We start from the raw sequence: 22,982 nt of genomic DNA on the forward strand, positions 1-22,982 counted from the left end.
TTTCAAAAAGTTTAGGGCCCAATCCGGCTTTCCTTCGATCGTTCCTAGCACATCTGCCAACGCGCCTTTGACGGCTAGTTCCATCAAGCGGTCCAGCGATGATCGTTGCCGAGGTATATGGCAGGGCGAGCGAGACCATCGCCGCCATCGCGATCACAGTTCAAATCAGCAAATCATGATGCGCAGGTACAATCGCTTGATGCGCGCCGTTGTTGCCGTGATCGTCCGCGTGTCCGTTCAGTGCATGAGGGACGGGCTTGGCGAGGTCCTCCGCTTGACCATGCGGAACGTGCGGATCGAGCGTATTATTGAGCTGTTTCAGCTCAACGACCCCGACGAGAGTAGAAGGAGTTGGTCCGCTATCGAAGCGGAACACCGCTCCTTGCTCGAGGTCGCCGGTCTCCACCGCAGCTTTGGCGGGGTGTGCGTCTTCTGATGCACTTGCAGCAGGTTGCGCAACGTGTTGCGAGTTGCCGCGTCCAGCGTTACCGCCGGCTGCGACGCTCGGCTCTCCGATATCGGCTGCTTGCGATGCGTTGGCAGAGGTTGAGTGTAACTCGTCCTCCGAGTTGCCGTGGTCCACGGTGGTTGGTTCTGTCGTCTTCACTGCCCCCGCAGCGTGCGAAGCCGAAGCGTGATGCTCGCCGCTATCGCCCGTGCCGTTGCCCGGTTTGGACCCAGCTTCAGTCGATTCGGTGGATGCCACCTTTGCAGAGCCTGGCTCTGAAGCGTGCTGCGAGTTGCCGTGACCTCCGCTCGCGGCTATCGCGACGTCCGGATCGGTCTCAGCTGCGTCCGATGCGTTTGCAGCGGATGAGTGCCCGGACTTGCCGTGTTCCGCGGCACCTGGTTCTGCCGTCTTCGCTGGTCCGTGCGCAGCGTCAGAGGCCGAAGCGTTATGATGATCGGCGCCATAGGCGTTGCCCGGTTCGGAGCCAGCTTCAGTCGATTCGCTGGCCGCCGCCTTTGCAGACCCCGGCTGCGAAGTGTGCTGCGAGTTGCCGTGGCCTGCGCTAGCAGCCGCTGCGGCGCCCGGATCGATGTCGGTTGCGTCCGGCGCCGTTGAGTGCCCGGATTTGCCGTGTTCCGCCCCCGCTGGGTCTTCCTTCTTCGCTACCCCTCCCGCAGCCTCCGAGGCCTTATCGTGATGCTCGGCGGCATTGCCGACGCCCTTGCCTGGTTTGGAGCCAGCCTCAGTCGATGGCTCCGACGCATGCTTCGAGTTGCCGTGGCCTGCACTGGCAGCCGCTGCGGCGCCCGGATCGATATCGGCTGCGTCCGGTGCGTTTGAGTGTCCGGCTTTGCCGTGTTCCGCGCCCGCTGGCTCTTCCTTCTTCGCTGCCCCTCCCGCAGCCTCCGAGGCCTTATCGTGATGCTCGGCGGCATTGCCGACGGCGTGGCCCGGTTTGGAGCCAGCTTCAGTCGATTCGTCGGCTGTCGCCTTTGCAGACCCCGGCTCCGAAGCATGCTTTGAGTTGCCATGACCCGCGTTGGCGGCCGTTGCGACGTCCGGATCGGTCTCAGCTGCGTCCGGTGCTTTTGCAGCGTTTGAGTGCCCGGCTTTGCCGTGTTCCGCGCCGTCTGGTTCTGCCTTCTTCGCTGACTCTCCCGGAGCCTCCGGGCCCTTATCGTGATGCTCGGCGCCATTGCCGACGCCGTTGCCTGGTTTGGAGCCAGCTTCAGTCGATGGGTCCGAAGCGTGCTGCGAATTGCCGTGCCCCGCGCTGTCGGCGGTGACGACGCTGGGTTGGCCGATCTCGTTCGGTGCAGTCGATGAAGCCCCGGCGCCTGTGTTGATCGGCCCATTGTTCGATGTCACATTTGCGATTGTCGGGGCCGGCGCGCTATGCGCAAGCTCGATGGATGATGCGTGAGCCGACGCGGCGGACGCACCATCGCTCCCTTCCGTTGCATCCGCCGACGCGTCTGTGGAGCTTCCGAACCTCGTTGACGTTCCCAAGCCGGTCCGGGCCTGCCCGAACTGGAAACCCGAGCCGTTATTGGCCAGAAGGGCCCAGGCTCCAGCCGTCCCGAGCGAGCTCTCGCTCCCCTCGATAGTGGTTTGGACATGGTCCTTGCTCGAAACAGTCTCATCGGTTTCGGTCGCCGATATCAGCACTGCTTCGAGCTGCTCCAGGGTAGCCACGACAGCCGCGCTATCCGGCGCGGAGGCGGCATCCGCCTCCGCAATGGATACAATCCCCTCCAGATGGATTTCCAGCAGGCCGCGATCGCCGACATCAAGCACACGATCGGTCGCATTCACGTAGACGATCGTTTCGTTGCTTGCGGAGTCGTAGACCCAGGCGAGTGTATGTGGCGGTATAGACTTGGCTGCCGCCGTCACATGCAGCCAGGCAAGCGCTCCGAAAGCCGCAAGATTGATCCTGCCCGGCCCAGATGCGAAGTCGAACACGGTGTCGGAAGCTGTCGACTTGGAGTCGATCGGGGAACGATAAACTACGTTTCCAACGTTGCCGCCTACGCCGATACTGGCATCGTGACCAAGGTCCGCGCCAACAGGTTTGTGAAGATTGTCACCCGCATCGTCCGCGCCCCTTTGGCCCGGAGCGCCTTCTTGAGCGGCGTTGTCGTGTCCAGTGGTCACACCGGCGGAAGACAGGCGGATGTCGTGCGAAAGGAACCCCGGCGCTGAATTGTCGTCATGATTGGCGGCAGCATGGCTGATCGCGGCCAGTTTTGTGGTCGCACTCTCTTGGGTGACGGCCAGGATGCTGTCGATCGAGGCTTCACGGAGGTCATGCGCGTGCGCGGCGAGATGAGGGTCCTGCAGTGCGTAGATCAACGCACCGGTGAGAATAGCAAAGTTGCCAGATCCTCCGTGCATCGACATCGCATTGGAAAGAAGCCGCGGGAATTGATGTTCCGGGGCCGGGTCGTCACCGGTCTGTATGTCGATCGCTTCTCGCAGTAAGCGCGCAGGAAGATCGGGCGCGCTCGATCCAGCAGGAGCGTGGTGCGTCCACGGTGTCGCGCCTCCGGATTGCTCGGCCGTGCGCAGCGCTTCCATTGCCGCCGCCGGGTTCGTGATTTGGGCGGCCTTGGCGAACAGATCTCTCTGGGCTTGCGTCGGCGTCTCGCCGGATTCCCAGACCACGAGGTGCCGGAGAATTCCTTTTTTCCAGGGCTCGTACGCGGCGTGCTCGTCCGCGTGGCCGTTGCCGTTCTGATCCGAAAAGATGTCGTTCGCTTCCGACGCCTTGAGTTCGTCCGCAATAGCGAACGCCAGAAAGGCCAGCGAGAGCGCGGCCAGGCCGGAGGGGCGTTGCAGCAACGCAATGGTCGCGAGCACAGTCCTGTTGGTGATCTCAAGCTTCTGGAAAATATTGTAGAGGTGGACTTTGACCGTCCCGTCGGACACGTTGAGCTGGCGCGCGATCTCCTTGTTCGACAGTCCTTCCGCCACGAGTCGTGCGATTTGACGTTCCCGTTGCGTCAACAGCTCCAGCATCTTTTCGACTTTGCCGTCGCCGTCCGCTTCCTTGCCGGCTGCCGAGAGATCGGACTTCGCCAGTGCCACACCGCTCTTCGTCATCAGCCGCAGCGATCGCAGCATCGTGGCGGGAGAGGCATATTTCGAAATTGCGCTGCAGGCGCCGGCTGCGATGGCGGAAGTCAGATCGTGGTCGGTGTCGGACTCGGTAAAGAACACCAGGCGCGTGGAGAGCTTCTCAGCTTTCACGATCGCGAGGATCTCGGCGACCGTCAGATCCGGCACCTTGTCGGCAAGAAGCGCGACGTCAGGTGTCAGCTTCCGGATTGCTTGGAGGCAGCTTGTCCGATCGCTGGACGCTGCGACAACGTCGAAATCCGGCTGCGTCCCGAGGACCGACCTCAGTCCCTGCAAAACGATCGGCTGTGGATCGACGAGCAGAAGCCGGATGGGCTTGAGTATCCCCTGCCTGGCGGACGCGTCCAACATCGATCTTGCCCTCGGCCCGGTCCTCTATGTCCTTCGGCATATGGCCGTGGCCGGGTGGGATATTAAAATCATAGGAGGCTTGGTGGTTCCCCGGCCTGAACCAGATTTGGACGCATGTGAGTGAAAAATATGTCCTTTGACCCCATGGCCGTTGCAGTCGACTGGCTTGATGCCTATCGCGCGGGCGATATCGAAGCGATTTTGGAACTTCATGCCGAGGACGCCGTGGTCCACTGCGGCTGCGCCGGCGGCCGAACCATCACCGGCCGTGAGGCACTTCGTGCCTATTGGGTCGATCACCTCCGAAAATATCCGGCAGGCACGTTGGATGATCTCAATCCCTGGCGCAACGACGGTACCATTATCTCTTACCTCACCAGTGCCGGCGTCATGAGTGCACTTTTGGCGTTTGACGCCGCCGGCAGGATCAAGGAACTGGACTGCAGTCCCTCACGCTAGACCTGCGGCGTGATTCAAGCCGGCAGCGGGGCACGTGCCACATCCGACTTGATTAGATGAGCTGCCTCGCCGCAGCCGAGATCATCACCAGCCCGCCGGCGATCACGGCGACGTCGAGGATCGCGGTGTGGATGTGCACCGGCATCCGCTCGACGAAGGCCTTGGCCAGGAACGCGCCAGGGATCGCGATTGCTCCGATCAGCAATGCAAAGGCGAGCACCTGCGCGGTGACGGCACCGGCGAGGCCGAACACCGAGATCTTGATGAGGCCGGTGCCGAGCGAGATCATGGCATCGGTCGCGATCACGGCGGCGCCTTCGAGGCCGGCGGCCATCAGCAGCGACAGCAGGATCACGCCGGAGCCGGAGGTGCCGCCGACCAGCACGCCATAGCCGACCGAGCCGGCCGCGAGACCGGTGTCGCCGATCCTGACCTGGCGGCGGCGGAGCACACGGCGCAGCGGCACGCTCAGGATCAGCATGGAGCCGATCACCAGCGCCGCGCCGGCATTGGTGAGGCGGGTATAGCCGTAGGCACCAAGCGCTGTCGTCAGTGCCGCACAGGCCAGCACGATCAGCGCGCGGCGGCGATCGGCATAACGGAGATAGGCAAGCGCGCGGCTGGAATTGGTGAAGATCGCGGAGATCGCGATGATCGGCACCACGGGCTCGGCGCCAACGAGAGGCACGAGCACCAGCGGCATCAAGGCGCCGGTGCCATAGCCGGCGAGACCACCGATCACGGACGCAAACAACGCCATCGACGCGACCAGCAGGAGCTGGAAGATCGAGATGCCGGCGAAGCCCGAGATGATGGTCAATGTTTCCGTTCGCGGTTGATGCGTGGAAGCGGGCGCGGCTTCCTCTAGTGGAAAATCCGCCGCAAGCCAAGCGTCTTCGGCGCGTGTCAACAAGCAGCCGGCCGCCGGATGGAGCGCCGCTTTGGCTGGCGCGAGTGCGTCAGAACCGGAAGTTCACTCCCATGCGCACGATGTCGTACGCGTTGCTGAACCTGACATTGACGAAGCCATTGCCGGTCGCCGGGCTCTGCACCGTCAGCTTCACGTTCTGGTGGCCGAGGTCCATGTGCAGATATTCGGCCTTGATCGTGACGTTCGGGAGCACCGCATATTCAAGGCCGCCACCGGCTGTCCAGCCGACCGACGTCTGTGACGAGGAGCCCGCGAGGCAGGTCGTGAAGCCGGGACAGAAAATCTGCGTGGCGAATCCGGCGCCGACGCTCCAGCCCAGCGGACCAATGATCGCGATGGCAGCCTGTGCCTTCGTTCCACCATAGGCGAGGCCGCCTGTGCCGAAAGCGAGGAGGCGATCGCTCAACAAATAGCCGATCCGGCCGCGCAGGGTGCCGTACCAGTCGAGTTGATGGGAAGACGCGGCCGAGAGCGTGACACCGCCCTCATCGGGCGCTCTGAACAAGCTATTGCCCTTGATGTTGGCGTATTGCAGGTCGGCTTCGAAACCCGTGACCCAGTTGCGCTCGATCTGCCAATTGTAGCCGATCTGTCCGCCACCGGTGAAGCCGGACGCGCGAAGAGGTTGCCGGTAGGCGGGATGGTTATCGGCCGCGTCTTCGTCCCCGTGCGACGAACTCGTCACCAACTCATCGCTGAACACAGTGCCCGCGCCGCCGCCGAGATTCGTCACCGGATCGGCAAAGTAATCGCCGGTGTAAGCCGCGCTCTTGTCTTGCCAACCGTAGCCGGCATTCACGCCACCGTACCATCCGGTCCAGCCATAGACAGGGACCGGGTTTGCCTTCACTGGCAGGTCGGCTGCCGATGCCGACGACAGCATCATGCCTGAAACAACAGCGGCCGCGATCGATTTTCTCATGTTTATGAATTCCCAATAAGTCCGTCGCTCGGAATGACTACCGGGCCGCGCCTGGGCCGTCTTGTCCGCGAAGGTGCTGGGCTTGATCGAAACGGTACGGCAGTGGGATCGCTGGCGAATGTGTTTTCGGCGCAACGCTCGGCAGCCGAAAACTTGACCTATCCGGCACTGAACTTGACCTGGAATGCACAGCGGTCCGCTTTTGCATCACATCGATGGACAGGTACCACGATGCCTTTCACGCCGCCTCATGGTACCAATGGAACCGGCACGCGAGGATCATCGACGGACATGCCGAAGGTAGAATTTTCATCGGACCAGCTTCCATCCTACCTGAATGACAAGGCCCGTTTCCGGCTGTGGCACGAGATATGGATGGAGCAACTCGGCAAGGCGGAGATGAAGCACGCCGAGGACAAGCCCTTCTACACCGCGTCGAAGAATGTCCTTCTCGGCGAATTGAGCGTCGGCCGGTTTACCACCACGACGGGGCACTACGTGCGCACGCGCAAGCACGTGGCCAACGATCGCGATGACATCCTGGTCGGCTTTTATCGCAGCCCCCAGCCGCAATTATGGACAGTGGGAAACCAGGGCTTCGAGCTGAAATCGGGAAGCGTCGTCGCCTTCAACATCGCCCAACCGGTCTCGAGCTTCACGGACGGCCTCACGGCGTGGAATTTGGCATCGATACCTCGTGCGCAAATTCTGAAGCTTGTTCCGCATGCCGATCATCGCGCGGCCATGTTGCTCGACCCGGCCAATCCGGCGGTACGGCATCTCGAGCGCACCATCAATTTTCTCCTCGAAGCCGATGAAGTCTACGAAGACCCGGAGCTGATGCGGCGCGCCAAGGCCATGCTGGGAGACTTGATCGTGTTGGCGCTCGGCGCGCGCGGCGAAGTCGCGGAGATTGCGGCGGAACGTGGCTTGCGCGCCGCGCGGCAGCGCGAGCTGATCGCAATGATCGAGAAACGCTTCGCCGAGCCGTCTCTGTCGACCACGGCGATCGCGGATGCCCTTAAGCTGTCGCGCCGCTATGCGAGCGATCTGCTGCTCGAGAGCGGCGCGACATTCTCCGAGCGCGTCCTTGAACTGCGCCTGCAGAAGGCACGCGCCATGCTGTCGGACGTTCGCTACGACCACACCAAGGTGAGTGACATCGCCTTTGCCTGCGGCTTCAATGAAGTGACTTACTTCAATCGCCGCTTCCGCGATCGCTTCGGCTGCTCACCGACGCAATATCGGATGGGACCGAACCACGGCGCCACATGAGACGATGGTCACGTTCTCTCATCGCGGCTGATGCGTGCCGCAGCTTGATCGGCGATGGAAGCGAGGGCGGCTTCCTCTAGGGGAAAATCCGCCGCAAGCCAAGCGTCCTCGGCGAGCGTCAACACATGTCCGAGCGAGGGTCCTTCCGCCATGCCGCGCGCGATGAAGTCGGCGGCGCGAAGCGGAAATTTCGGCGCGGTCCAGCGCTGCGGCAGCTCGGCGAGCGCACGCCATCGCGACGCCCCGACGTCGCCGCCGGCTCGCGCCCAGCCCAGCAACACGCGATCGTGATAGCGCTCCGCGCCGAGCCGGTAGAGCAGCCGCCGCGCATCGGCTTCGCGCTTGGTGGCCAGGCGCCACCAGCGATGCCCCATCGAATCCAGCGCCTTGGTTTCCGCATTGGAGAGCCTCAAGCGCGTGGCGACGCGCTTGGCGTCTTCGGTCACAGCGACCGTCAGCGCGGCGAGCCGGCGCGTGCTGCTTGCGGTAAGGCCGAGCTCGCGCTCGATCGCGATCATCGCCGAGAGCGGCCCGGTGTAGACCACGCCGCCGGTCAGCGCCTGCAGCAATCCGCCATCCGCCATGGCGAGCGCGGCGGCAGAGGCGCCCTGAGCGACCAGCAGCTTCAGCATCTCCATGCGCAGCCGCTCGGCCGACAGGCTCGCTATGCCCGCGCGTCCTCGGATGCAGGCGAAATAGCCGTCGCGGTCGGGATCGCCGGCACCGAAGGCGGCGTGGATGCGGAAGAAGCGCAGGATGCGCAGGAAATCCTCGGCGATGCGCTGGTCGGGATCACCGATGAAGCGCACGCGCCGCGCCGCCGCATCCGCGATGCCTCCGACGTAGTCGTGGACGACACCGTCGGCATCGACCGACAGCCCGTTCATGGTGAAGTCGCGGCGTTCGGCGTCCTTCACCCAGTCGCGGCCGAACGCGACCTTGGCCTTGCGGCCGAAGGTCTCGGTATCCTCGCGCAGCGTCGTGACTTCGTACGGTTGGCTGTCGATGACGAGCGTGACGGTGCCGTGGTCGATGCCGGTCGGCACGGCCTTGATGCCGGCGCTCTTGGCCCGCCGCATCACCTCGTGCGGGAGCGCCGTGGTCGCGATGTCGATGTCACCGGGCACGAGGCCGAGCAGCGCGTTGCGCACGGCGCCGCCGACGACCCGTGCCTCCTCGCCATCCGCGTTGAGCAATTGCAGGACGCGCGCGGTCCCGCCCGAAATCAGCCAGGGCGCATCGGCGAGCATGGGCACCGCGCTCATCGGCCGGCCCTATCTTTCCACGCCCGGCACGAGCTTGCCGTTCTCGACGTGGGCGGGGACATAGGTCGAATCCGGCGCCGCGCCGGAGAAATGCGCAAACCCGATCAGCCCCGCGATCACCAGCACGAGCGCCGCCAGCATGAGACGCGCGACGATGGTGATCGGCCAGGACGATTGCACGAACAGGCCGGAGCGCGTGGCGGCCAGGAACAGCGCATAGACGGCAAAGGGAACGAGGAAGATTCCGATCTCGGTCAGGATCGGTCTGATCATGATGAATAGATCCGCTCATAGAGCACACGGAGCATGCCGGCCGTCGCACCCCAGATGTAGCGTTCGGCAAACGGCATCGCGTAGTAGGACCGCTCCATGCCGCGGAATTCCTTGCTGTGCACCTGGTGGTTGGCCGGGTTCATCAGGAAGGATAGCGGCACTTCGAACGCGTCATCAACCTCGGAATGGTTGATCGTCAGCTCAAAACCCGGGCGCACCCTGGCAACCGTCGGCAGGATGCGGAAGCCGAAGCCGGTGCCGTAGAGATCGAGATATCCGATCGGCTCGACGAAGTCTCTGGACAGCCCGACCTCCTCCTCGGCCTCGCGCAGCGCCGCATCGAGCGGCGAGCGGTCAGTCGCGTCGATCTTGCCGCCGGGAAAGGCGATCTGGCCGGCATGGTCGTTCAGATGCGCCGAGCGCTGCGTCAGGAGGATGGTCGGCTCGGGATGATCGACCACCGCGATCAGGACCGCCGCCGGCCGCACCGGCTGCTCGCGCGCGATGATCTCGAGCATCTTGTCGGTGCCGGGATCGCCCGAGGCCGGAATGATGTTGGGATCGTAGAGTCCGGGCGGAACGTCGAAGCCGAGACGCGCGGCAGAGCGGGCGAAGAAGTCGGCCGCACCGATCACGGCGGGATCGTTCCTGGAGATAGGCTTGTTCAAAGCGCGGCCCTCACCTGCTCCGCATCGGCCATGGCGAAGAATTCGCCGGCCGATTCGACACCGAACATCGGCTGGCCATCGACCATCCGCTCCTCACCCATGTCAACCAGATCGTAATAGAGCGCGCGGGTGACCTTGGCCCAGAGCTCGGCGCGGACATGCAGATAGGGCGTCAGCCCACCGTCTCTGGCCTGCACGAAGCGCAGCCGGTGCGCCGCATCGCAGGTGACCCAGTCGTCGACATTGGTGCGGAAGCGGAGCACGCGGTGGTTGTCCTCACCGTCCTTCTGCATCTCGACCGCCATGAACGGCGCGTCGTCGACGCGAATGCCGACCTTTTCCACGGGCGTGACGAGGAAATGCTTGTCGCCTTCACGCTTGAGGATGGTCGAGAACAGGCGAACCAAGGCATGACGGCCGATTGGCGTCCCCAAGTAGAACCAAGTACCATCCGACGCGATTCGCATGTCGAGATCGCCGCAGAACGGCGGATTCCACAAATGCACCGGAGGCAGGCCCTTTTTGGCACCTTCGGCATCGGCAGCAGTTTTGGCAGCGGCAGTCAGCCCCTCGAGACCGCGATCGACGCTCTGCCCTTGGTTCGCCATGGTTTGCCCTGACTCTGTCACTTGGCACGATCGGTTATTTGGCACGATTGGTGCAGGTTTACGTTGTATCCGGGTGCTCGGTTCCACCCCGCATTCGTCCGGTGTGGAGGTCGCCACTTCGTGATGCCCTACATATCCCTAAGCCGATAAGGTGGGGATAGGTTAATTCAACGAATACATGGCCTTCCTGCAAGTCTAGCATAGGGCCCACGTCTCGAGTTGAGGACGTGATGACATGACGACGCAAGCGAGCCGCATGGCAGGCTGAAGGAGCTAACGGATGGCGGAGAGTGTCGAGAAGCTCGAAGACGGTGTCGTCCGTTCGGCCGAGCAGGTGTCGAGCCAGATTCGCGCGGCAAAGGATGCGATCGCATCCGTCATCTTCGGTCAGGATCGCGTGATCGAGAACACGCTGGTCACCATCCTCTCCGGCGGCCATGCGCTGTTGATCGGCGTCCCCGGTCTCGCCAAGACCAAGCTGGTCGAGACGCTCGGCATCACCCTCGGCCTCGATGCCAAGCGCATCCAGTTCACGCCCGATCTGATGCCGTCCGATATTCTCGGCGCCGAAGTGCTCGACGAGAGCACTAGCGGCAAGCGTGCCTTCCGCTTCATCTCCGGCCCCGTGTTCGCGCAACTGCTGATGGCCGACGAGATCAACCGCGCCAGCCCGCGCACGCAGTCGGCGCTGCTGCAGGCGATGCAGGAGCAGCACATCACCGTTGCCGGCGCGCGTCACGATCTGCCGAAGCCGTTCCACGTGCTCGCCACGCAAAACCCGCTGGAGCAGGAAGGCACCTATCCGCTGCCTGAGGCCCAGCTCGACCGTTTCCTGATGGAGATCGACGTCGACTATCCCGACCGCGACGCTGAGCGCCGCATCCTGTTCGAGACCACCGGCGCCGACGAGACGCTGGCGAAGGGCGCGATGACCCCTGACGCGCTCATCACCGCGCAGCGACTGATCCGGCGCCTGCCGGTCGGCGATTCCGTGGTCGAGGCGATCCTGTCGCTGGTGCGCTCGGCCCGTCCCGGTCCGGACGGCGGCGACACCAGCAAGTTCATCGCCTGGGGCCCGGGCCCGCGCGCCAGCCAATCGCTGATGCTCGCGGTGCGCGCACGCGCGCTGATCGACGGCCGTCTCGCGCCCTCGATCGACGACGTGCTCGACCTCGCCGAGCCCGTGCTGAAGCACCGCATGGCGCTGACGTTCCAGGCGCGCGCCGAAGGCCGCACGATTCCGGACGTGATCAAGCAGCTCAAGACACGGATCGGTTGATGGCGGCGGAGAACGGGCACGCAGCAAAGGAGATCATCGCGATCCGACGTGCCGATGGCGAAAGCCGCACGCTCGCCGCTTCGCTGCCGCGCCTGGTGCTCGAGGCCCGCCGTATCGCCGCCAACGTCATTCACGGTTTGCACGGCCGCCGTCGCGCCGGCTCCGGCGAAAACTTCTGGCAATACCGCCGCTTCGTCTCCGGCGAGCCGTCGCAGAACGTCGACTGGCGGCGCTCGGCGCGCGACGATCTTCTCTATGTCCGCGAACTCGAATGGGAAGCCTCGCACACGGTCTGGATCTGGCCCGACCGCTCGCCTTCGATGGCCTTCGCTTCAAAGCAGGCGCGCGAATCCAAGCTCGAGCGGACGCTGATCGTCGCCTTCGCGTTGGCCGAGCTGCTCGTCTCCGGCGGCGAACGCGTCGGCATTCCCGGGCTGATGGCACCGACTGCGAGCCGCAGCGTCATCGACAAGATGGCGCAGGCGATGCTGCATGACGATGCCGACCGCTTGAGCCTGCCGCCTTCCTTCGTGCCCGCGGCGCTGGCCGAGACGATCGTGCTATCAGATTTCTGGTCGCCGATCTCCGAGATCAGGACCACGCTCGCCGGCCTGTCCGGCTCCGGTGCGCATGGCACGCTGGTGCAAATCGTCGATCCCGCCGAGGAATCATTCCCGTATTCCGGCCGCGTCGAGTTCGTCGAGCCCGAAGGGTTCGGCGTGATCACCGCCGGCCGCGCCGAGAGCTGGGCGCAGGATTACACCGCGCGGCTCGCGCTGCACCGCGACCAGATCCGCGCCGAGACCAACAAGCTCGACTGGCTGTTCACGACGCATGCGACCGACCGCTCGGCCGCCGAGCTCTTGCTGTTCCTGCATGCCGGCATGCAGGTGAGCAAATCGGGCGCCCGCACCACCACGATCAAGGCGGGGCCGGCAGCATGATGGGACTGCCGCTCGCCTTCACCGAACCGCTGCTCCTGATCGGCCTCGTCAGCCTGCCGGTGCTGTGGTGGCTGTTGCGCGTGATGCCGCCGCGGCCGCGCCGCATCGAGTTTCCGCCGACGCGCCTGCTGTTCGACATCGCACCGCGCGAAGAGACGCCGTCGCGGACGCCGTGGTGGCTGACCGCATTGCGGCTGCTGGCTGCGGCGCTGGTCATTTTCGCCGCCGCCGGCCCGATCTGGAATCCGCAAACAGGCGCGGCCGCGAGCAAGGCGCCACTGATGATCATGTTCGACGACGGCTGGAGCGCGGCCTCGAACTGGGACATCCGGATCAGGGCCGCCGACGAATTGATCGCCAGTGCCGAGAACGATCGCCGCGCGATTGCCCTGGTGCCGCTGTCCGAGCCGAACCGCGATATCACCCTGATGCCGGCGGGCGCCGCGCGCGTCGCGCTGCGGCAACTGACGCCAAAGCCGTATTCGATCGAGCGCGTCGAGACCCTGACCGCAATCGATCGCTTCCTGAAAGCGACCGGCGACTGCGAGATCGCCTGGCTCTCCGACAGCGTCGACACCGGTCGCGGCGAAGAATTCGTGACGGGCCTCGGCAAGACCATCGGCGATCGCAGCCTGACCGTGTTCGAAGGCGGCACCTCCCCGGCCCTGGCCCTGGTCGCGGCCGAGAACGCCGCCGCCAAAATGACGGTGAAGGTGCTGCGCACCGACGGCGGAATCGCCATCGGCACCGTGCGCGCACTGGACCAGAAGGCCTCGCCGATCGGCGAAGCGCGTTATTCGTTCGGCCCGCAGAACAAGGAAACCGAAGCATCGTTCGATCTGCCGGTCGAGCTGCGCAACGACATCACGCGCCTTGAAATTGCCGGTGAGCGCTCCGCAGGCGCGGTGCAGCTGCTCGACAAGCGCTGGCGCCGCCGCGCCATCGGCATCGTCTCGGGCTCCACCAGCGAGACCGCGCAGCCGCTGCTGGCGCCGACCTTCTATCTCACCCGCGCGCTGGCGCCGTTCGCCGACGTGCGGCTCGCCTACAAGGGCTCGCCGCAGCAGGGCATCACGCAGTTCCTCGACCAGAAGCTGCCGATGATCATCCTCGCCGATGTCGGCACCATCGCCCCTGAAATCCGCGAGCGTCTCAATGCCTGGATCGACCAGGGCGGCGTGCTGGTGCGGTTCGCCGGTCCGCGGCTGGCGCAGGCCGAGGACGATCTCGTTCCGGTCAAGCTGCGCAAGGGCGGCCGCACGCTCGGCGGCAGCCTGACCTGGGAAAAGCCGCAACATCTGGCCTCCTTTGCCGCCGATGGTCCGTTTGCCGGCGTCGTGGTCCCCAAGGACGTCACGATAAGCCGCCAGGTGCTGGCCGAGCCCGATGCCGTGCTCGCCACCAAGAGCTGGGCGTCGCTGGAAGACGGCACGCCGTTGGTAACAGGCGAGCATCGCGGCAAGGGCGTCGTCAGCCTGTTCCACGTCAGCGCCGACATGCGCTGGTCGGATCTGCCGATGTCGGGCACCTTCGTCGAAATCCTGCGGCGCGTCGTCGACATGTCCGGCTATACCGCCAAGCCAGGCGCAGGCGTTGCCACTGAAGGGACCGCCGAGACGGTGGCGCCGTTGCACATCCTCGACGGCTTTGGCGCTTTTGGTCCGCCGCCGGCCGCCGCCAAGCCGCTGCCCGCGGATTATCGCGACCGCGCCACACCCGATCATCCGCCGGGCTTTTATGGTCCGGCAGAAGGACCGCTCGCCGTGAACACGCTTGCCAGCGCCGACCGTATCGCAGCCCTGAACACCGCGAGCCTGCGCGCCCGGCATGCCACCTACACCAACGCCGAGCCGCAGGATTTGCGCGGCTGGCTGCTGTCGACTGCGCTCGCGCTGTTCCTGATCGACGCCATCATTGTCGCGGTGCTCGGCGGCGGCCTCGCCGCGCTGCTGCGCCGCCGCGCCGCGCCCGCGATGATCGTCGTTGGGTTGGCTCTCGCGGGCCTCGCCTCGTTCGTGCCGACGCCGTCGCACGCGGACAGCGCGTCCGACGAGTTCGCGATGAAGGCGGTGTCGCAGACCCGCCTCGCCTATGTCGTGACCGGCAATGCCGACGTGGATTCCATCGTCAGGGCCGGGCTGTCAGGACTGACGCTGTTCCTGGCGCAGCGCACCGCGCTCGAGGCCGGCGATCCCGTCGGCATCGATCCGGCGCGTGACGAACTCGCCTTCTTCCCGCTGATCTACTGGCCGATCGTGCCGGGCGCGCCGAAGCCGTCGCGGGACGCCATCAACAAGATCGACGCCTACATGAAGCAGGGCGGCACCGTGCTGTTCGACACCCGCGACGCGGTCGAAGCGCCGCCTGGCGCGAACGGCGCCGCACAGACCCCCGCCATGCAGACGCTCCGCGAGATCCTGTCCTCGCTCGACGTGCCTGAGCTGGAGCCGGTGCCGCGCGAGCACGTGCTGACCAAGACCTTCTTTCTCCTGCGCGACTTCCCCGGCCGCTTCACCACCGGCCAGACCTGGGTCGAGACCTTGCCGCGTGAAGACGATGACGACGGCGCGCAACGGCCGGCACGCGGCGGCGACGGCGTCTCGCCGATCATCATCACCTCGAACGACCTGGCCGGCGCATGGGCCGTGCGGCCCGACGGCCAGTCCATGCTGCCGGTGACCGGCGGCGACCCCCGCCAGCGCGAATTCGCCTACCGCGCCGGCGCCAACATTGTGATGTACACGCTGACCGGCAACTACAAGGCCGATCAGGTGCACGCGCCGGCCCTGATCGAACGGCTGGGGCAGTAGGATCGATATGAATTACGGCATCGCATTCACGCCGCTCGTTCCCACGATCGTCCTGTGGCTCGCGCTGGCCGCGATCGTCGTCATCGCGCTCGTGCTGCTGCTGGCACGTGCGCGCGGCGCTGCCGTGCGCGTGGCCGCGTTGGCGCTGTTCCTGCTGGCGCTCGCCAATCCCTCGTTCACCCGCGAGGACCGCGATCCCCTCACCTCGGTCGCCGCAATCGTCGTCGACAAGAGCCCGAGCCAGAATTTCGGTAATCGCAATCGCGAGGCTGCGCAGGCGCAGGAAGCGCTGGTCGACAGCCTGAAGAAGATCAAGGGGCTCGAGGTCCGCGTCGTCGATGCCGGACAGGCCGACGGCGAGACCGACGGCACCAAGCTGTTCGGGGCGCTGGCGTCGGCCTTGTCCGACGTGCCGGTCGACCGCGTCGCCGGTGCGTTCCTGATCACCGACGGCCGCGTCCACGACATACCGGCCAACGCCGCCGGGCTCGGCTTCCAGGCTCCGGTGCATGCGCTGATCACCGGGCAGAAGGACGAGCGCGATCGCCGTATCGCCATCATCGCGGCGCCGCGCTTCGGCATCGTCGGGCAGCCCCAGACCATCACCTACCGCCTCGACGACCAGGGCGTCAGCGGCGAGCGCGCCAAGGTCACGGTCCGCAGGGACGGCGAGGTCATCAACGAGCGCACGCTTTCGAGCGGCCAGGCCGCAAGCGTGGAGGTCGACATCAAGCATTCCGGGCCGAACATCGTCGAGATCGAAGCCTCGCCGCTCGAGCGGGAATTGACGCCGGTGAACAACCGCGCCGTCGTCGCCATCGACGGTGTGCGCGACAAGCTGCGCGTGCTGCTGGTCTCCGGCGAGCCGCATTCCGGCGAGCGCACCTGGCGCAACCTGCTCAAGTCCGATGCCAGCGTCGATCTCGTCCACTTCACCATTCTGCGGCCGCCGGAGAAGCAGGACGGCACGCCGATCAACGAATTGTCGCTGATCGCGTTTCCGACCCGCGAGCTGTTCCAGCAGAAGATCAACGAATTCCAGCTGATCATCTTCGACCGCTATGCCCGCCAGGGCGTGCTGCCGATCGCTTATTTCGACAACATCGCAGGCTACGTTCGTTCCGGCGGCGCGGTGCTGGTCTCGGCCGGCCCCGACTACGCGTCCAACACCAGCATCTGGCGCACGCCGCTGGATTCGGTGCTGCCGGCAGAGCCCGTCGGCGTGACGGAAAAGCCGTTCTACGCGCATCTGTCCGACGTCGGCAAACGCCATCCCGTCACGCGTGGCCTCGAGGGCTCGGCCTCCGAGCCGCCGCGCTGGAGCAGGTTCTTCCGCACCGTCGATACCCGCAATGCGGTCAACCCGCCGGTCATGACGGGCGTCGATGGCAAGCCGCTGCTGTTCCTGTCGCGCTTCGGGGAGGGCCGCGTCGCACTTCTACTCTCCGACCACATCTGGCTGTGGGCGCGCGGCTATGAAGGCGGTGGTCCGCATCTCGACCTGTTGCGGCGGATGTCGCACTGGCTGATGAAGCAGCCGGATCTGGACGAGGAAGCGTTGCGCCTGCAGGTGCAGGGCAAGAATCTCGTGGTGGTGCGCCAGACCATGGCCGACAGCGTTCAGCCGGTGAGTGTGACCTCGCCGTCCGGCGTGTCGCGCGACCTGACGCTTGCAGCCGGCGATCCCGGCGAATGGCGCGCCAGCCTGCCGGCGAGCGAGCTCGGCCTGTGGCAAGCCACCGACGGCACGCTGAAGGCGCTGATCAATGTCGGCCCGACCAATCCGAAGGAGTTTTCGGAAGTCACCTCCACCACCGAGACGTTGAAGCCCCTGACCCAGGCGACCGGCGGTGACGCCGTGCGGGTGGTCGACGGCGCCAGCGTCGAGCTGCCGCGCATCCTGCCGGTCCGCTCGGCGAGCGTCTTCCATGGTGACGGCTGGATGGGCGTGCGGATGCGCGACGCCAGCGTGGTGAAGGGCGTCGGCGTGCTGCCGATCTTTGCCGGCCTGATCGGGTTGCTGCTGCTGCTCGGCGCGTTTGCCGCGACGTGGATGCGCGAAGGGCGCTGATCGCTCTGTTGCGCGAACGACACATCCGGCAATCGCCCGAACGGATCATTGTGGCTGCGGTTGACATTCGCTGACGGATCGCGCGATGTTACATTATAACATCGCGGGATCAGGGGATGATACCTCGCGATGTGGGGTGGCGTTTCCAGATGAAGTGGTTCCGGTCGAATATCAGGCACGGCGCCCGGCTCGCGATCTTCGCGATGCTGGTGCAGTTCGCGCTGACGTTCGGCCACAGCCATTGGTTCGCCCAGGCCGCTCCCCTCGCCCAGCCCTCGCTGCAGCAGACCGACAGCGCCCAAGCTCTCGCTTCGATCGACCGCGCCGCGGTCGAGCGGCAATCGCCGTTGGCTCCCGACCGGGAGCACCCGGGCGAGGACAATTGCGCGATCTGCGCATTGGTCGCGATGGCCGGCACCGTCATGTTCGCGGCGCCGCCTGTGTTGTTGCTGCCGCAGGCGATCGAGCTGCTCTACCGCACCACCGACGCCGAATTCGTCCATTTGAAATCGGCCGGCACGGCATTCCAGCCCCGCGCCCCTCCCGCGTCCTGACTTCCAACAACGCTTGATCACGCCCGGGCTCGCCGCTTTCAGGCGCATGCCCGGGAGACGTTGAAGTCGAATTCCGTCGCGCAGCGACGGCAGGCCGCCTCCGATCAGCAGACGAGCATGCGGACGGCGCCTGACTGGAATCAGGATCATGTCATTCAAATTGCGGCGCGCGCAGCGTCTTGGCGGAGCAAGCCTGCTCCTGCTCGGCGCCGCCACCTCGGCGCTGGCCGAGGATAAATCATCGACCGAGATCCCCGCCGTCACCGTGACGGCCCCGAGCCCGATCGTGCGCAGGGCGGTGGTGCCGACCCGCAACCCGGGCCGCCCCACGCGAACCGCGCGGACACGCAGCCACGAACGCACGGCGGACGCCACGCCGGCAACCTCCACGCCGGCGGCCCCTCAGCAGGGCGTGCTGCCGATCGTGACTAACCAGTTCGCGACGGTCACGGTGGTGCCGAACGAGGAGATCCGCCGCGAGGGCGGCGGCCAGCTCGGCGATCTCCTGTTCTCGAAACCCGGCATCACCGGCTCGAGCTTCGCGCCCGGCGCCTCCAGCCGGCCAATCATCCGGGGGCTCGACGTCAACCGCGTCGGCATCGTCGAGAACGGCACCAATTCCGGCGGCGCCTCCGACCTCGGCGAGGATCACTTCGTCCCGATCGATCCGCTCGCGACCAACCAGGTCGAGGTGGTGCGCGGACCCGCCGCGCTGCGCTACGGCTCGACCTCGATCGGCGGCGTCGTCAGCGCCACCAACAACCGGATTCCGGATGCGCTGCCGAACTGCGGTGCCCAGCCGTTCCAGAGCTTCGGCCTGCCGGCCAAGGCGCCGCTCGCGAGCGCCGCGACTTCGCCTTGCGTCAGCGCCGAGACGCGCAGCGCGTTCAGTTCGGTCGACCGTGGCATCGAGAGCGGCGTGCTGCTCGACACCGGCGGCGGCAATTTTGCCTTCCATGCCGACGTCTACGGCCGCAACACCACCGACTATAGCATCCCGAGCTACCCGTACCTCACCGACCAGACCCGGTCCCTCGCCAACGGACGCCAGCCCAACTCGGCGACGCGCTCGGACGGCGCCTCGATCGGCGGCTCCTACTTTTTCCAAGGCGGCTATATTGGCGCGGCGATCACGCAGAACGACGCGCTCTACCACATCCCCGGCATCGACGGCGCCGACCACAACACGCGGATCGACGGCCATCAGACCAAGATCAACGTCAAGGGCGAGTACCATCCCGACGCTACGGCGATCGATGTCGTTCGCTTCTGGGCCGGCGCGACCAACTACCGACACAACGAGATCGGGCTTGCCGATCCCGCCGATCCCAATACCGACGGGGTGCGACAGACTTTCACCAACAAGGAGCAGGAGATCCGCACCGAGGTGCAGCTGATGCCGTTCAACGCGCGCTTCGCCGAGGTGACGACGGCGCTGGGCTTCCAGGTCGGCCATCAGGAATTGAGCGCGCCGAGCCCGGACAATCCGGGCACGCTGTTCAACGGCCTGTGGGACCCCAACAACAGCACGCGCGTTGCCGGTTACGCCTTCAACGAGTTCAAGTTCACGGACGCGACGCGGGCGCAGATCGCCGGCCGTATCGAGCATGTCGAGCTGCACGGCACGACGCCGGATTTTCCCGCGGACTTCCTGCCCGACGGCACGCCGCAGGCGGGCATCGGCCGCAATCCGTCCTTCACGCCGAAGAGCGGCAGCATCGGCCTGTTGCAGGACCTGCCGGGCGGCCTGGTCGGCAGCATCACCGCGCAATATGTCGAGCGCGCGCCGAAGGCGGCGGAGCTGTTCTCGCGCGGCGCACATGATGCGACCGCGACCTTCGACATCGGCAATCCCAACCTCGGCATCGAGACCGCAAAATCCGTCGAGGTCGGCCTGCGCAAGGCGACGGGACCGTTCCGGTTCGAGGCGACCGTCTATTACACGCACTTCAACAACTTCATCTATCGCCGTCTCACCGGCGTGATGTGCGACGAAGATTTTGCCTCGTGCGGCACGCCGGGCGCCGAGGTGAACCAGGCGGTCTATTCGCAGCGGGACGCGAACTTCCGCGGCGGCGAATTCCAGTCGCAGCTCGACGTCGGTGCGTTGCAGGGCGGCATCTGGGGCATCGAGAACCAGTTCGACGTGGTCCGCGCCACCTTCACCGACGGCACCAACGTGCCGCGCATTCCGCCGGTGAGACTGGGCGGCGGCGTGTTCTGGCGCGACGACAACTGGTTGATGCGGGTCAATCTGTTGCACGCCTTCGCTCATAACGACGTCGCGGTGATCGCGGAGACGCCGACGGCAGGCTACAATTTGCTGAAGGCCGAGGTCAGCTATAAGACCAAGCTCAACCCGAATGCATTCGGCGCGCGCGAGATGACGACGGGTATCGTCGGCAACAATCTCCTCAACGAGAACATCCGCAACTCGGTGTCCTACACCAAGGACGAGGTGTTGATGCCCGGCATCGGCGTGCGGGCGTTTGCGAACTTCAAGTTCTGAAAGCGCGATAGCTAGCCGGACTTCATTGCGCGTTGGCCAAAGCGGCTGCTTCAGGGGCGTCCTCCGCCGCCTCCTGAAACAGCACGGCAAACAGCAGGGTCCACAATGTCAGGAGAGAAATCGGGATCGTGTAGTATGGGGTCGCGATCGGATAGGTGAAGAAGAAGGCGAGGTTGAGCACCAGATTGGCCAACGTGAGCAGCGCAACGCGGCGAATGCCGTTCGCCTGCCGCAACAGCCAGATCGAGCCTGCAATTCCGGTGACGATCAGCAAGGTCTGGAGCGGGTCGGCGAGGTAATCCCGGACCACTGCGAACGAGAAATCCAGCGGCCTGACATCGGGGTTGTTGCCGTAGGTCGATGCGAACGGACTGCCGGCGTTGACGACGTGAAAGACGATGGTCGGGATCACGCCGGCCAGCAACGCGACGCCGAACACGGCCCCCTGCAAGAACCGGGATAATTTCCGCTCTGCAAGGAACGCGACGAGGAGAAACACGCCATAGCCGGACGCCAGGAAGAGATTGGCCAACCGGAAATCGACGGTCAATCCGAGCAGGAAACCGATGGGCGCCAGCAGCCAGATCCCCGGTTGAGATCGCGGGGTCGCCAGCCATCGCGCCGTGAGACATCCTGCGAGCGCGCACACGACGACGGTCGGGGCCATCGAATAGCTCGCCTTGACCGGATTGACCATCAGGTAGATCGCAAGACAGCCGAACGCCCCGGCCATCAGGACCGACCTCATCCTGCGCGCGAGAGAAAGCGCAAACAGCGCAAGGCCGAGGACGACAATGGTCGCCAGCATGTACATGGGCACGACCTGGTGACCCGGCGGAAACAACGCCAACACGAGGCCGACACCCGGCGGGTATTGAATGACGACCTTCCCCGTGGCCGGCATCAGATTGTGACAGGGCGCAGCGGTCGTATCGTTCCAGTCGGGGTAGCCGATCTCCTTCAGCTTTGCTTTCTGGTAGCCATCGTCGTCGCGGCTGAGGCTGGTGTCGAAGCCCTCCACCAGCCCGAACCTCTGGAACAGATGCGCCTGCCTGAGGTAGCAGATGTCGTCATAGACGCCGCGCGCCTCATTCCATCGCATCATGGTCCAGAAATGGCCGACCAGCACCGCGAGAAACAACACGGCGAAGACGGCTTTGCTGGTGCGGATGTTGTTCATCGGGATCATGCTGCGGGGGAGGCGGCGCTGCTTTAGCGGAATGCAAGATAGAGATTGGACGATAGCGGGCCGAGCGACAAACCGGTGTAGCCCACGGCCGCGGACTTGGGGGTGCAGGACTTGGCGGCGAGCCCCAGCAGTCGTTTTCGCGTCATCAGGATCAGGTTCTGCTCGTCAGTCCATTCCGACTTGCCGGCGACCCTGCAGGCGATCCTGAAGGTGCCGTCGAGATAATGCGCCAGCGGAATGGCCGTGTGGTGCTCGACCGGAAAGAACCTGTTGGGCACAGTGATGAACACCCGCCGCGCGACGCGGCAAAGCTCCTCGACCAGGAGCACCTGGTTTCCGTGGCTGCCGGCATGTTCGAGCACGGCATTGGACGTCGCGACGTCGAACGCATTGTCATCAAACGGCAGCCGCGTATTCGGTTCGATCTGCACGTAACGGCAACGCGGAAAAGCCGCCTTGAATCCTATTCCTTCGCCGAGCCCGCAGGCCGTGATCTTGTGCTGATGCGGGAAGCTTCGTTCCAGCACGTTGGCGCCGTCGTTGATCACGTCAGACACGCCGACATCCAGGATCTCGTCCGAGGCAGACGGCTGCATCCGGGCGATGAAATCCTGGAAGATACGGTCGCGCGCCGCGATCAGCAGCTTTTCCGCCGTGCTCCCGGACGCCACTTCCCGGTAATATTGCTGATCGACCGGCACTGCCCTACCTTCATGTGAGCTTCGAAGCGATGGCGCGTCAGGTGCGCGTCTTGCTCCAGTCGGGACCGACCGGCCCCGACACACCTTCGAACGCGCCTTCGACGAGTTCAATGACGAGGAGCCGGCTGTAATCGACCGGGCCCGGCATGGTGACGCGTCCCTTGGCGACCTGCTTGAAGCCGACGCGGCTGTAATAGGGCTCATCGCCGACCAGCAGCACGATGGCGTGGCCCTGCGCCTTGGCATCCTTCAGCGCGCGCTCGAGCAACAGCCGGCCGACGCCGCGGCTGCGGAACGGAGGCTCGACCGTCAGGGGCCCGAGCAGCAGGGCCGGCGTGTCGCCGACGCAGATCGGCAATTGCCGTACGGATCCGATCAGCAACGTACCGACACGGGCGGTGAAGGATAGATCGAGCACATGATCCACATGCTCGCGGATGCGGTACGCGCTGAGCACGAAACGGCCGGGTCCGAAGGTGCGTTCGTGCAGCCGCTCGATGGCCTGGGCATCGCCGGCGGCTTCCGACCGGATGGTGAGGGAGAGATCGTTCATCGCGTCGGCGGGATATCACCTTGGAGGG

General features: G+C 65.1%; 18 protein-coding genes. 8 read left to right on the top strand and 10 right to left on the bottom strand.

Annotated features, from left to right (window positions below; translation table 11 throughout):
* Positions 1-160: 160 nt before the first annotated feature.
* Positions 161-3,943: a LuxR C-terminal-related transcriptional regulator gene (locus AC0L3C_RS23135; protein WP_473409060.1), complete on the bottom strand. Its 3,783-nt coding sequence runs from the start codon at positions 3,941-3,943 to the stop codon at positions 161-163.
* A gap of 129 nt (positions 3,944-4,072) precedes the next feature.
* On the opposite strand from AC0L3C_RS23135, the gene AC0L3C_RS23140 reads away from it, so the two are divergent.
* On the top strand, positions 4,073-4,402 hold the full coding sequence (locus tag AC0L3C_RS23140; RefSeq protein WP_473295099.1) for a nuclear transport factor 2 family protein: 330 nt from the start codon (positions 4,073-4,075) through the stop codon (positions 4,400-4,402).
* 52 nt (positions 4,403-4,454) lie between these two features.
* On the opposite strand, the gene AC0L3C_RS23145 is transcribed toward AC0L3C_RS23140, so the two are convergent.
* The gene (locus AC0L3C_RS23145; protein ID WP_473409061.1) at positions 4,455-5,222 is read right to left on the bottom strand and encodes a sulfite exporter TauE/SafE family protein; all 768 of its coding nucleotides are present in this window, start codon (positions 5,220-5,222) and stop codon (positions 4,455-4,457) included.
* Positions 5,223-5,361: 139 nt separating this feature from the next.
* A complete protein-coding gene (locus AC0L3C_RS23150) occupies positions 5,362-6,255 on the bottom strand; it encodes an outer membrane protein (protein ID WP_473262830.1) in 894 nt (297 codons plus the stop codon).
* A gap of 291 nt (positions 6,256-6,546) precedes the next feature.
* Between AC0L3C_RS23150 and AC0L3C_RS23155 the strand changes: the two genes are divergently transcribed.
* Positions 6,547-7,530 (top strand): AraC family transcriptional regulator, encoded by a 984-nt coding sequence (locus AC0L3C_RS23155; RefSeq protein ID WP_473409062.1) that lies wholly within the window; start codon positions 6,547-6,549, stop codon positions 7,528-7,530.
* A gap of 8 nt (positions 7,531-7,538) precedes the next feature.
* Here the strand turns inward: AC0L3C_RS23155 and AC0L3C_RS23160 are convergent, their stop codons facing one another.
* The 4 genes from AC0L3C_RS23160 to AC0L3C_RS23175 are packed head-to-tail and all read right to left on the bottom strand — an operon-like array spanning position 7,539 to position 10,344.
* A complete protein-coding gene (locus tag AC0L3C_RS23160) occupies positions 7,539-8,795 on the bottom strand; it encodes a CCA tRNA nucleotidyltransferase (protein WP_473409063.1) in 1,257 nt (418 codons plus the stop codon).
* Positions 8,796-8,804: 9 nt separating this feature from the next.
* Positions 8,805-9,068, bottom strand: a complete 264-nt coding sequence (locus AC0L3C_RS23165; protein WP_018454951.1) for a DUF6111 family protein — start codon at positions 9,066-9,068, stop codon at positions 8,805-8,807.
* Positions 9,065-9,736: a CoA pyrophosphatase gene (locus tag AC0L3C_RS23170; RefSeq protein WP_027568565.1), complete on the bottom strand. Its 672-nt coding sequence runs from the start codon at positions 9,734-9,736 to the stop codon at positions 9,065-9,067. The genes AC0L3C_RS23165 and AC0L3C_RS23170 overlap by 4 nt, the downstream gene beginning before the upstream one ends.
* Positions 9,733-10,344 (bottom strand): DUF1285 domain-containing protein, encoded by a 612-nt coding sequence (locus AC0L3C_RS23175; RefSeq protein WP_473409064.1) that lies wholly within the window; start codon positions 10,342-10,344, stop codon positions 9,733-9,735. Before AC0L3C_RS23175 ends, AC0L3C_RS23170 begins: the two co-directional genes overlap by 4 nt.
* Before the next feature lie 280 nt (positions 10,345-10,624).
* Here AC0L3C_RS23175 and AC0L3C_RS23180 point away from each other — a divergent pair, with 280 nt between their 5' ends.
* The 6 genes from AC0L3C_RS23180 to AC0L3C_RS23205 all read left to right on the top strand — a co-directional run bounded on the left by AC0L3C_RS23180 (position 10,625) and on the right by AC0L3C_RS23205 (position 20,511).
* Positions 10,625-11,623 carry an AAA family ATPase gene (locus AC0L3C_RS23180; RefSeq protein ID WP_473262825.1) on the top strand — a complete coding sequence of 333 codons (999 nt, stop codon included), beginning with the start codon at positions 10,625-10,627 and terminating at the stop codon, positions 11,621-11,623.
* The gene (locus tag AC0L3C_RS23185; RefSeq protein WP_473262824.1) at positions 11,623-12,567 is read left to right on the top strand and encodes a DUF58 domain-containing protein; all 945 of its coding nucleotides are present in this window, start codon (positions 11,623-11,625) and stop codon (positions 12,565-12,567) included. The genes AC0L3C_RS23180 and AC0L3C_RS23185 overlap by 1 nt, the downstream gene beginning before the upstream one ends.
* Positions 12,564-15,377: a DUF4159 domain-containing protein gene (locus tag AC0L3C_RS23190; RefSeq protein WP_473409065.1), complete on the top strand. Its 2,814-nt coding sequence runs from the start codon at positions 12,564-12,566 to the stop codon at positions 15,375-15,377. The genes AC0L3C_RS23185 and AC0L3C_RS23190 overlap by 4 nt, the downstream gene beginning before the upstream one ends.
* A 7-nt stretch (positions 15,378-15,384) precedes the next feature.
* Positions 15,385-17,448: a hypothetical protein gene (locus tag AC0L3C_RS23195; protein ID WP_473409066.1), complete on the top strand. Its 2,064-nt coding sequence runs from the start codon at positions 15,385-15,387 to the stop codon at positions 17,446-17,448.
* A gap of 149 nt (positions 17,449-17,597) precedes the next feature.
* Entirely contained in the window at positions 17,598-18,002 is a 405-nt protein-coding gene (locus AC0L3C_RS23200; protein WP_473409067.1) for a DUF2946 family protein, read from the top strand.
* A gap of 148 nt (positions 18,003-18,150) precedes the next feature.
* On the top strand, positions 18,151-20,511 hold the full coding sequence (locus tag AC0L3C_RS23205; protein WP_473409068.1) for a TonB-dependent receptor: 2,361 nt from the start codon (positions 18,151-18,153) through the stop codon (positions 20,509-20,511).
* A gap of 22 nt (positions 20,512-20,533) precedes the next feature.
* Here the strand turns inward: AC0L3C_RS23205 and AC0L3C_RS23210 are convergent, their stop codons facing one another.
* Genes AC0L3C_RS23210 through AC0L3C_RS23220 form a run of 3 tightly spaced genes read right to left on the bottom strand, consistent with a single transcriptional unit; the run spans position 20,534 to position 22,954 of the window.
* On the bottom strand, positions 20,534-21,691 hold the full coding sequence (locus tag AC0L3C_RS23210) for a hypothetical protein (protein WP_473409069.1): 1,158 nt from the start codon (positions 21,689-21,691) through the stop codon (positions 20,534-20,536).
* Positions 21,692-21,723: 32 nt separating this feature from the next.
* Entirely contained in the window at positions 21,724-22,401 is a 678-nt protein-coding gene (locus tag AC0L3C_RS23215; protein WP_473409070.1) for a methyltransferase domain-containing protein, read from the bottom strand.
* A 37-nt stretch (positions 22,402-22,438) separates the two neighbouring features.
* On the bottom strand, positions 22,439-22,954 hold the full coding sequence (locus tag AC0L3C_RS23220) for a GNAT family N-acetyltransferase (RefSeq protein WP_473409071.1): 516 nt from the start codon (positions 22,952-22,954) through the stop codon (positions 22,439-22,441).
* Between the last annotated feature and the right edge of the window lie 28 nt (positions 22,955-22,982).

This window comes from Bradyrhizobium sp. WSM4872, from assembly GCF_055811715.1.

Coding starts and splice junctions, on each gene's coding strand:
- AC0L3C_RS23175 (WP_473409064.1), bottom strand. CDS start 10,344: ATGGCGAACCAAGGGCAGAGCGTCGATCGCGGTCTCGAGGGGCTGACT.
- AC0L3C_RS23180 (WP_473262825.1), top strand. CDS start 10,625: ATGGCGGAGAGTGTCGAGAAGCTCGAAGACGGTGTCGTCCGTTCGGCC.
- AC0L3C_RS23165 (WP_018454951.1), bottom strand. CDS start 9,068: ATGATCAGACCGATCCTGACCGAGATCGGAATCTTCCTCGTTCCCTTT.
- AC0L3C_RS23210 (WP_473409069.1), bottom strand. CDS start 21,691: ATGAACAACATCCGCACCAGCAAAGCCGTCTTCGCCGTGTTGTTTCTC.
- AC0L3C_RS23140 (WP_473295099.1), top strand. CDS start 4,073: ATGTCCTTTGACCCCATGGCCGTTGCAGTCGACTGGCTTGATGCCTAT.
- AC0L3C_RS23150 (WP_473262830.1), bottom strand. CDS start 6,255: ATGAGAAAATCGATCGCGGCCGCTGTTGTTTCAGGCATGATGCTGTCG.
- AC0L3C_RS23200 (WP_473409067.1), top strand. CDS start 17,598: ATGAAGTGGTTCCGGTCGAATATCAGGCACGGCGCCCGGCTCGCGATC.
- AC0L3C_RS23195 (WP_473409066.1), top strand. CDS start 15,385: ATGAATTACGGCATCGCATTCACGCCGCTCGTTCCCACGATCGTCCTG.
- AC0L3C_RS23190 (WP_473409065.1), top strand. CDS start 12,564: ATGATGGGACTGCCGCTCGCCTTCACCGAACCGCTGCTCCTGATCGGC.
- AC0L3C_RS23185 (WP_473262824.1), top strand. CDS start 11,623: ATGGCGGCGGAGAACGGGCACGCAGCAAAGGAGATCATCGCGATCCGA.
- AC0L3C_RS23205 (WP_473409068.1), top strand. CDS start 18,151: ATGTCATTCAAATTGCGGCGCGCGCAGCGTCTTGGCGGAGCAAGCCTG.
- AC0L3C_RS23160 (WP_473409063.1), bottom strand. CDS start 8,795: ATGAGCGCGGTGCCCATGCTCGCCGATGCGCCCTGGCTGATTTCGGGC.
- AC0L3C_RS23135 (WP_473409060.1), bottom strand. CDS start 3,943: ATGTTGGACGCGTCCGCCAGGCAGGGGATACTCAAGCCCATCCGGCTT.
- AC0L3C_RS23220 (WP_473409071.1), bottom strand. CDS start 22,954: ATGAACGATCTCTCCCTCACCATCCGGTCGGAAGCCGCCGGCGATGCC.
- AC0L3C_RS23155 (WP_473409062.1), top strand. CDS start 6,547: ATGCCGAAGGTAGAATTTTCATCGGACCAGCTTCCATCCTACCTGAAT.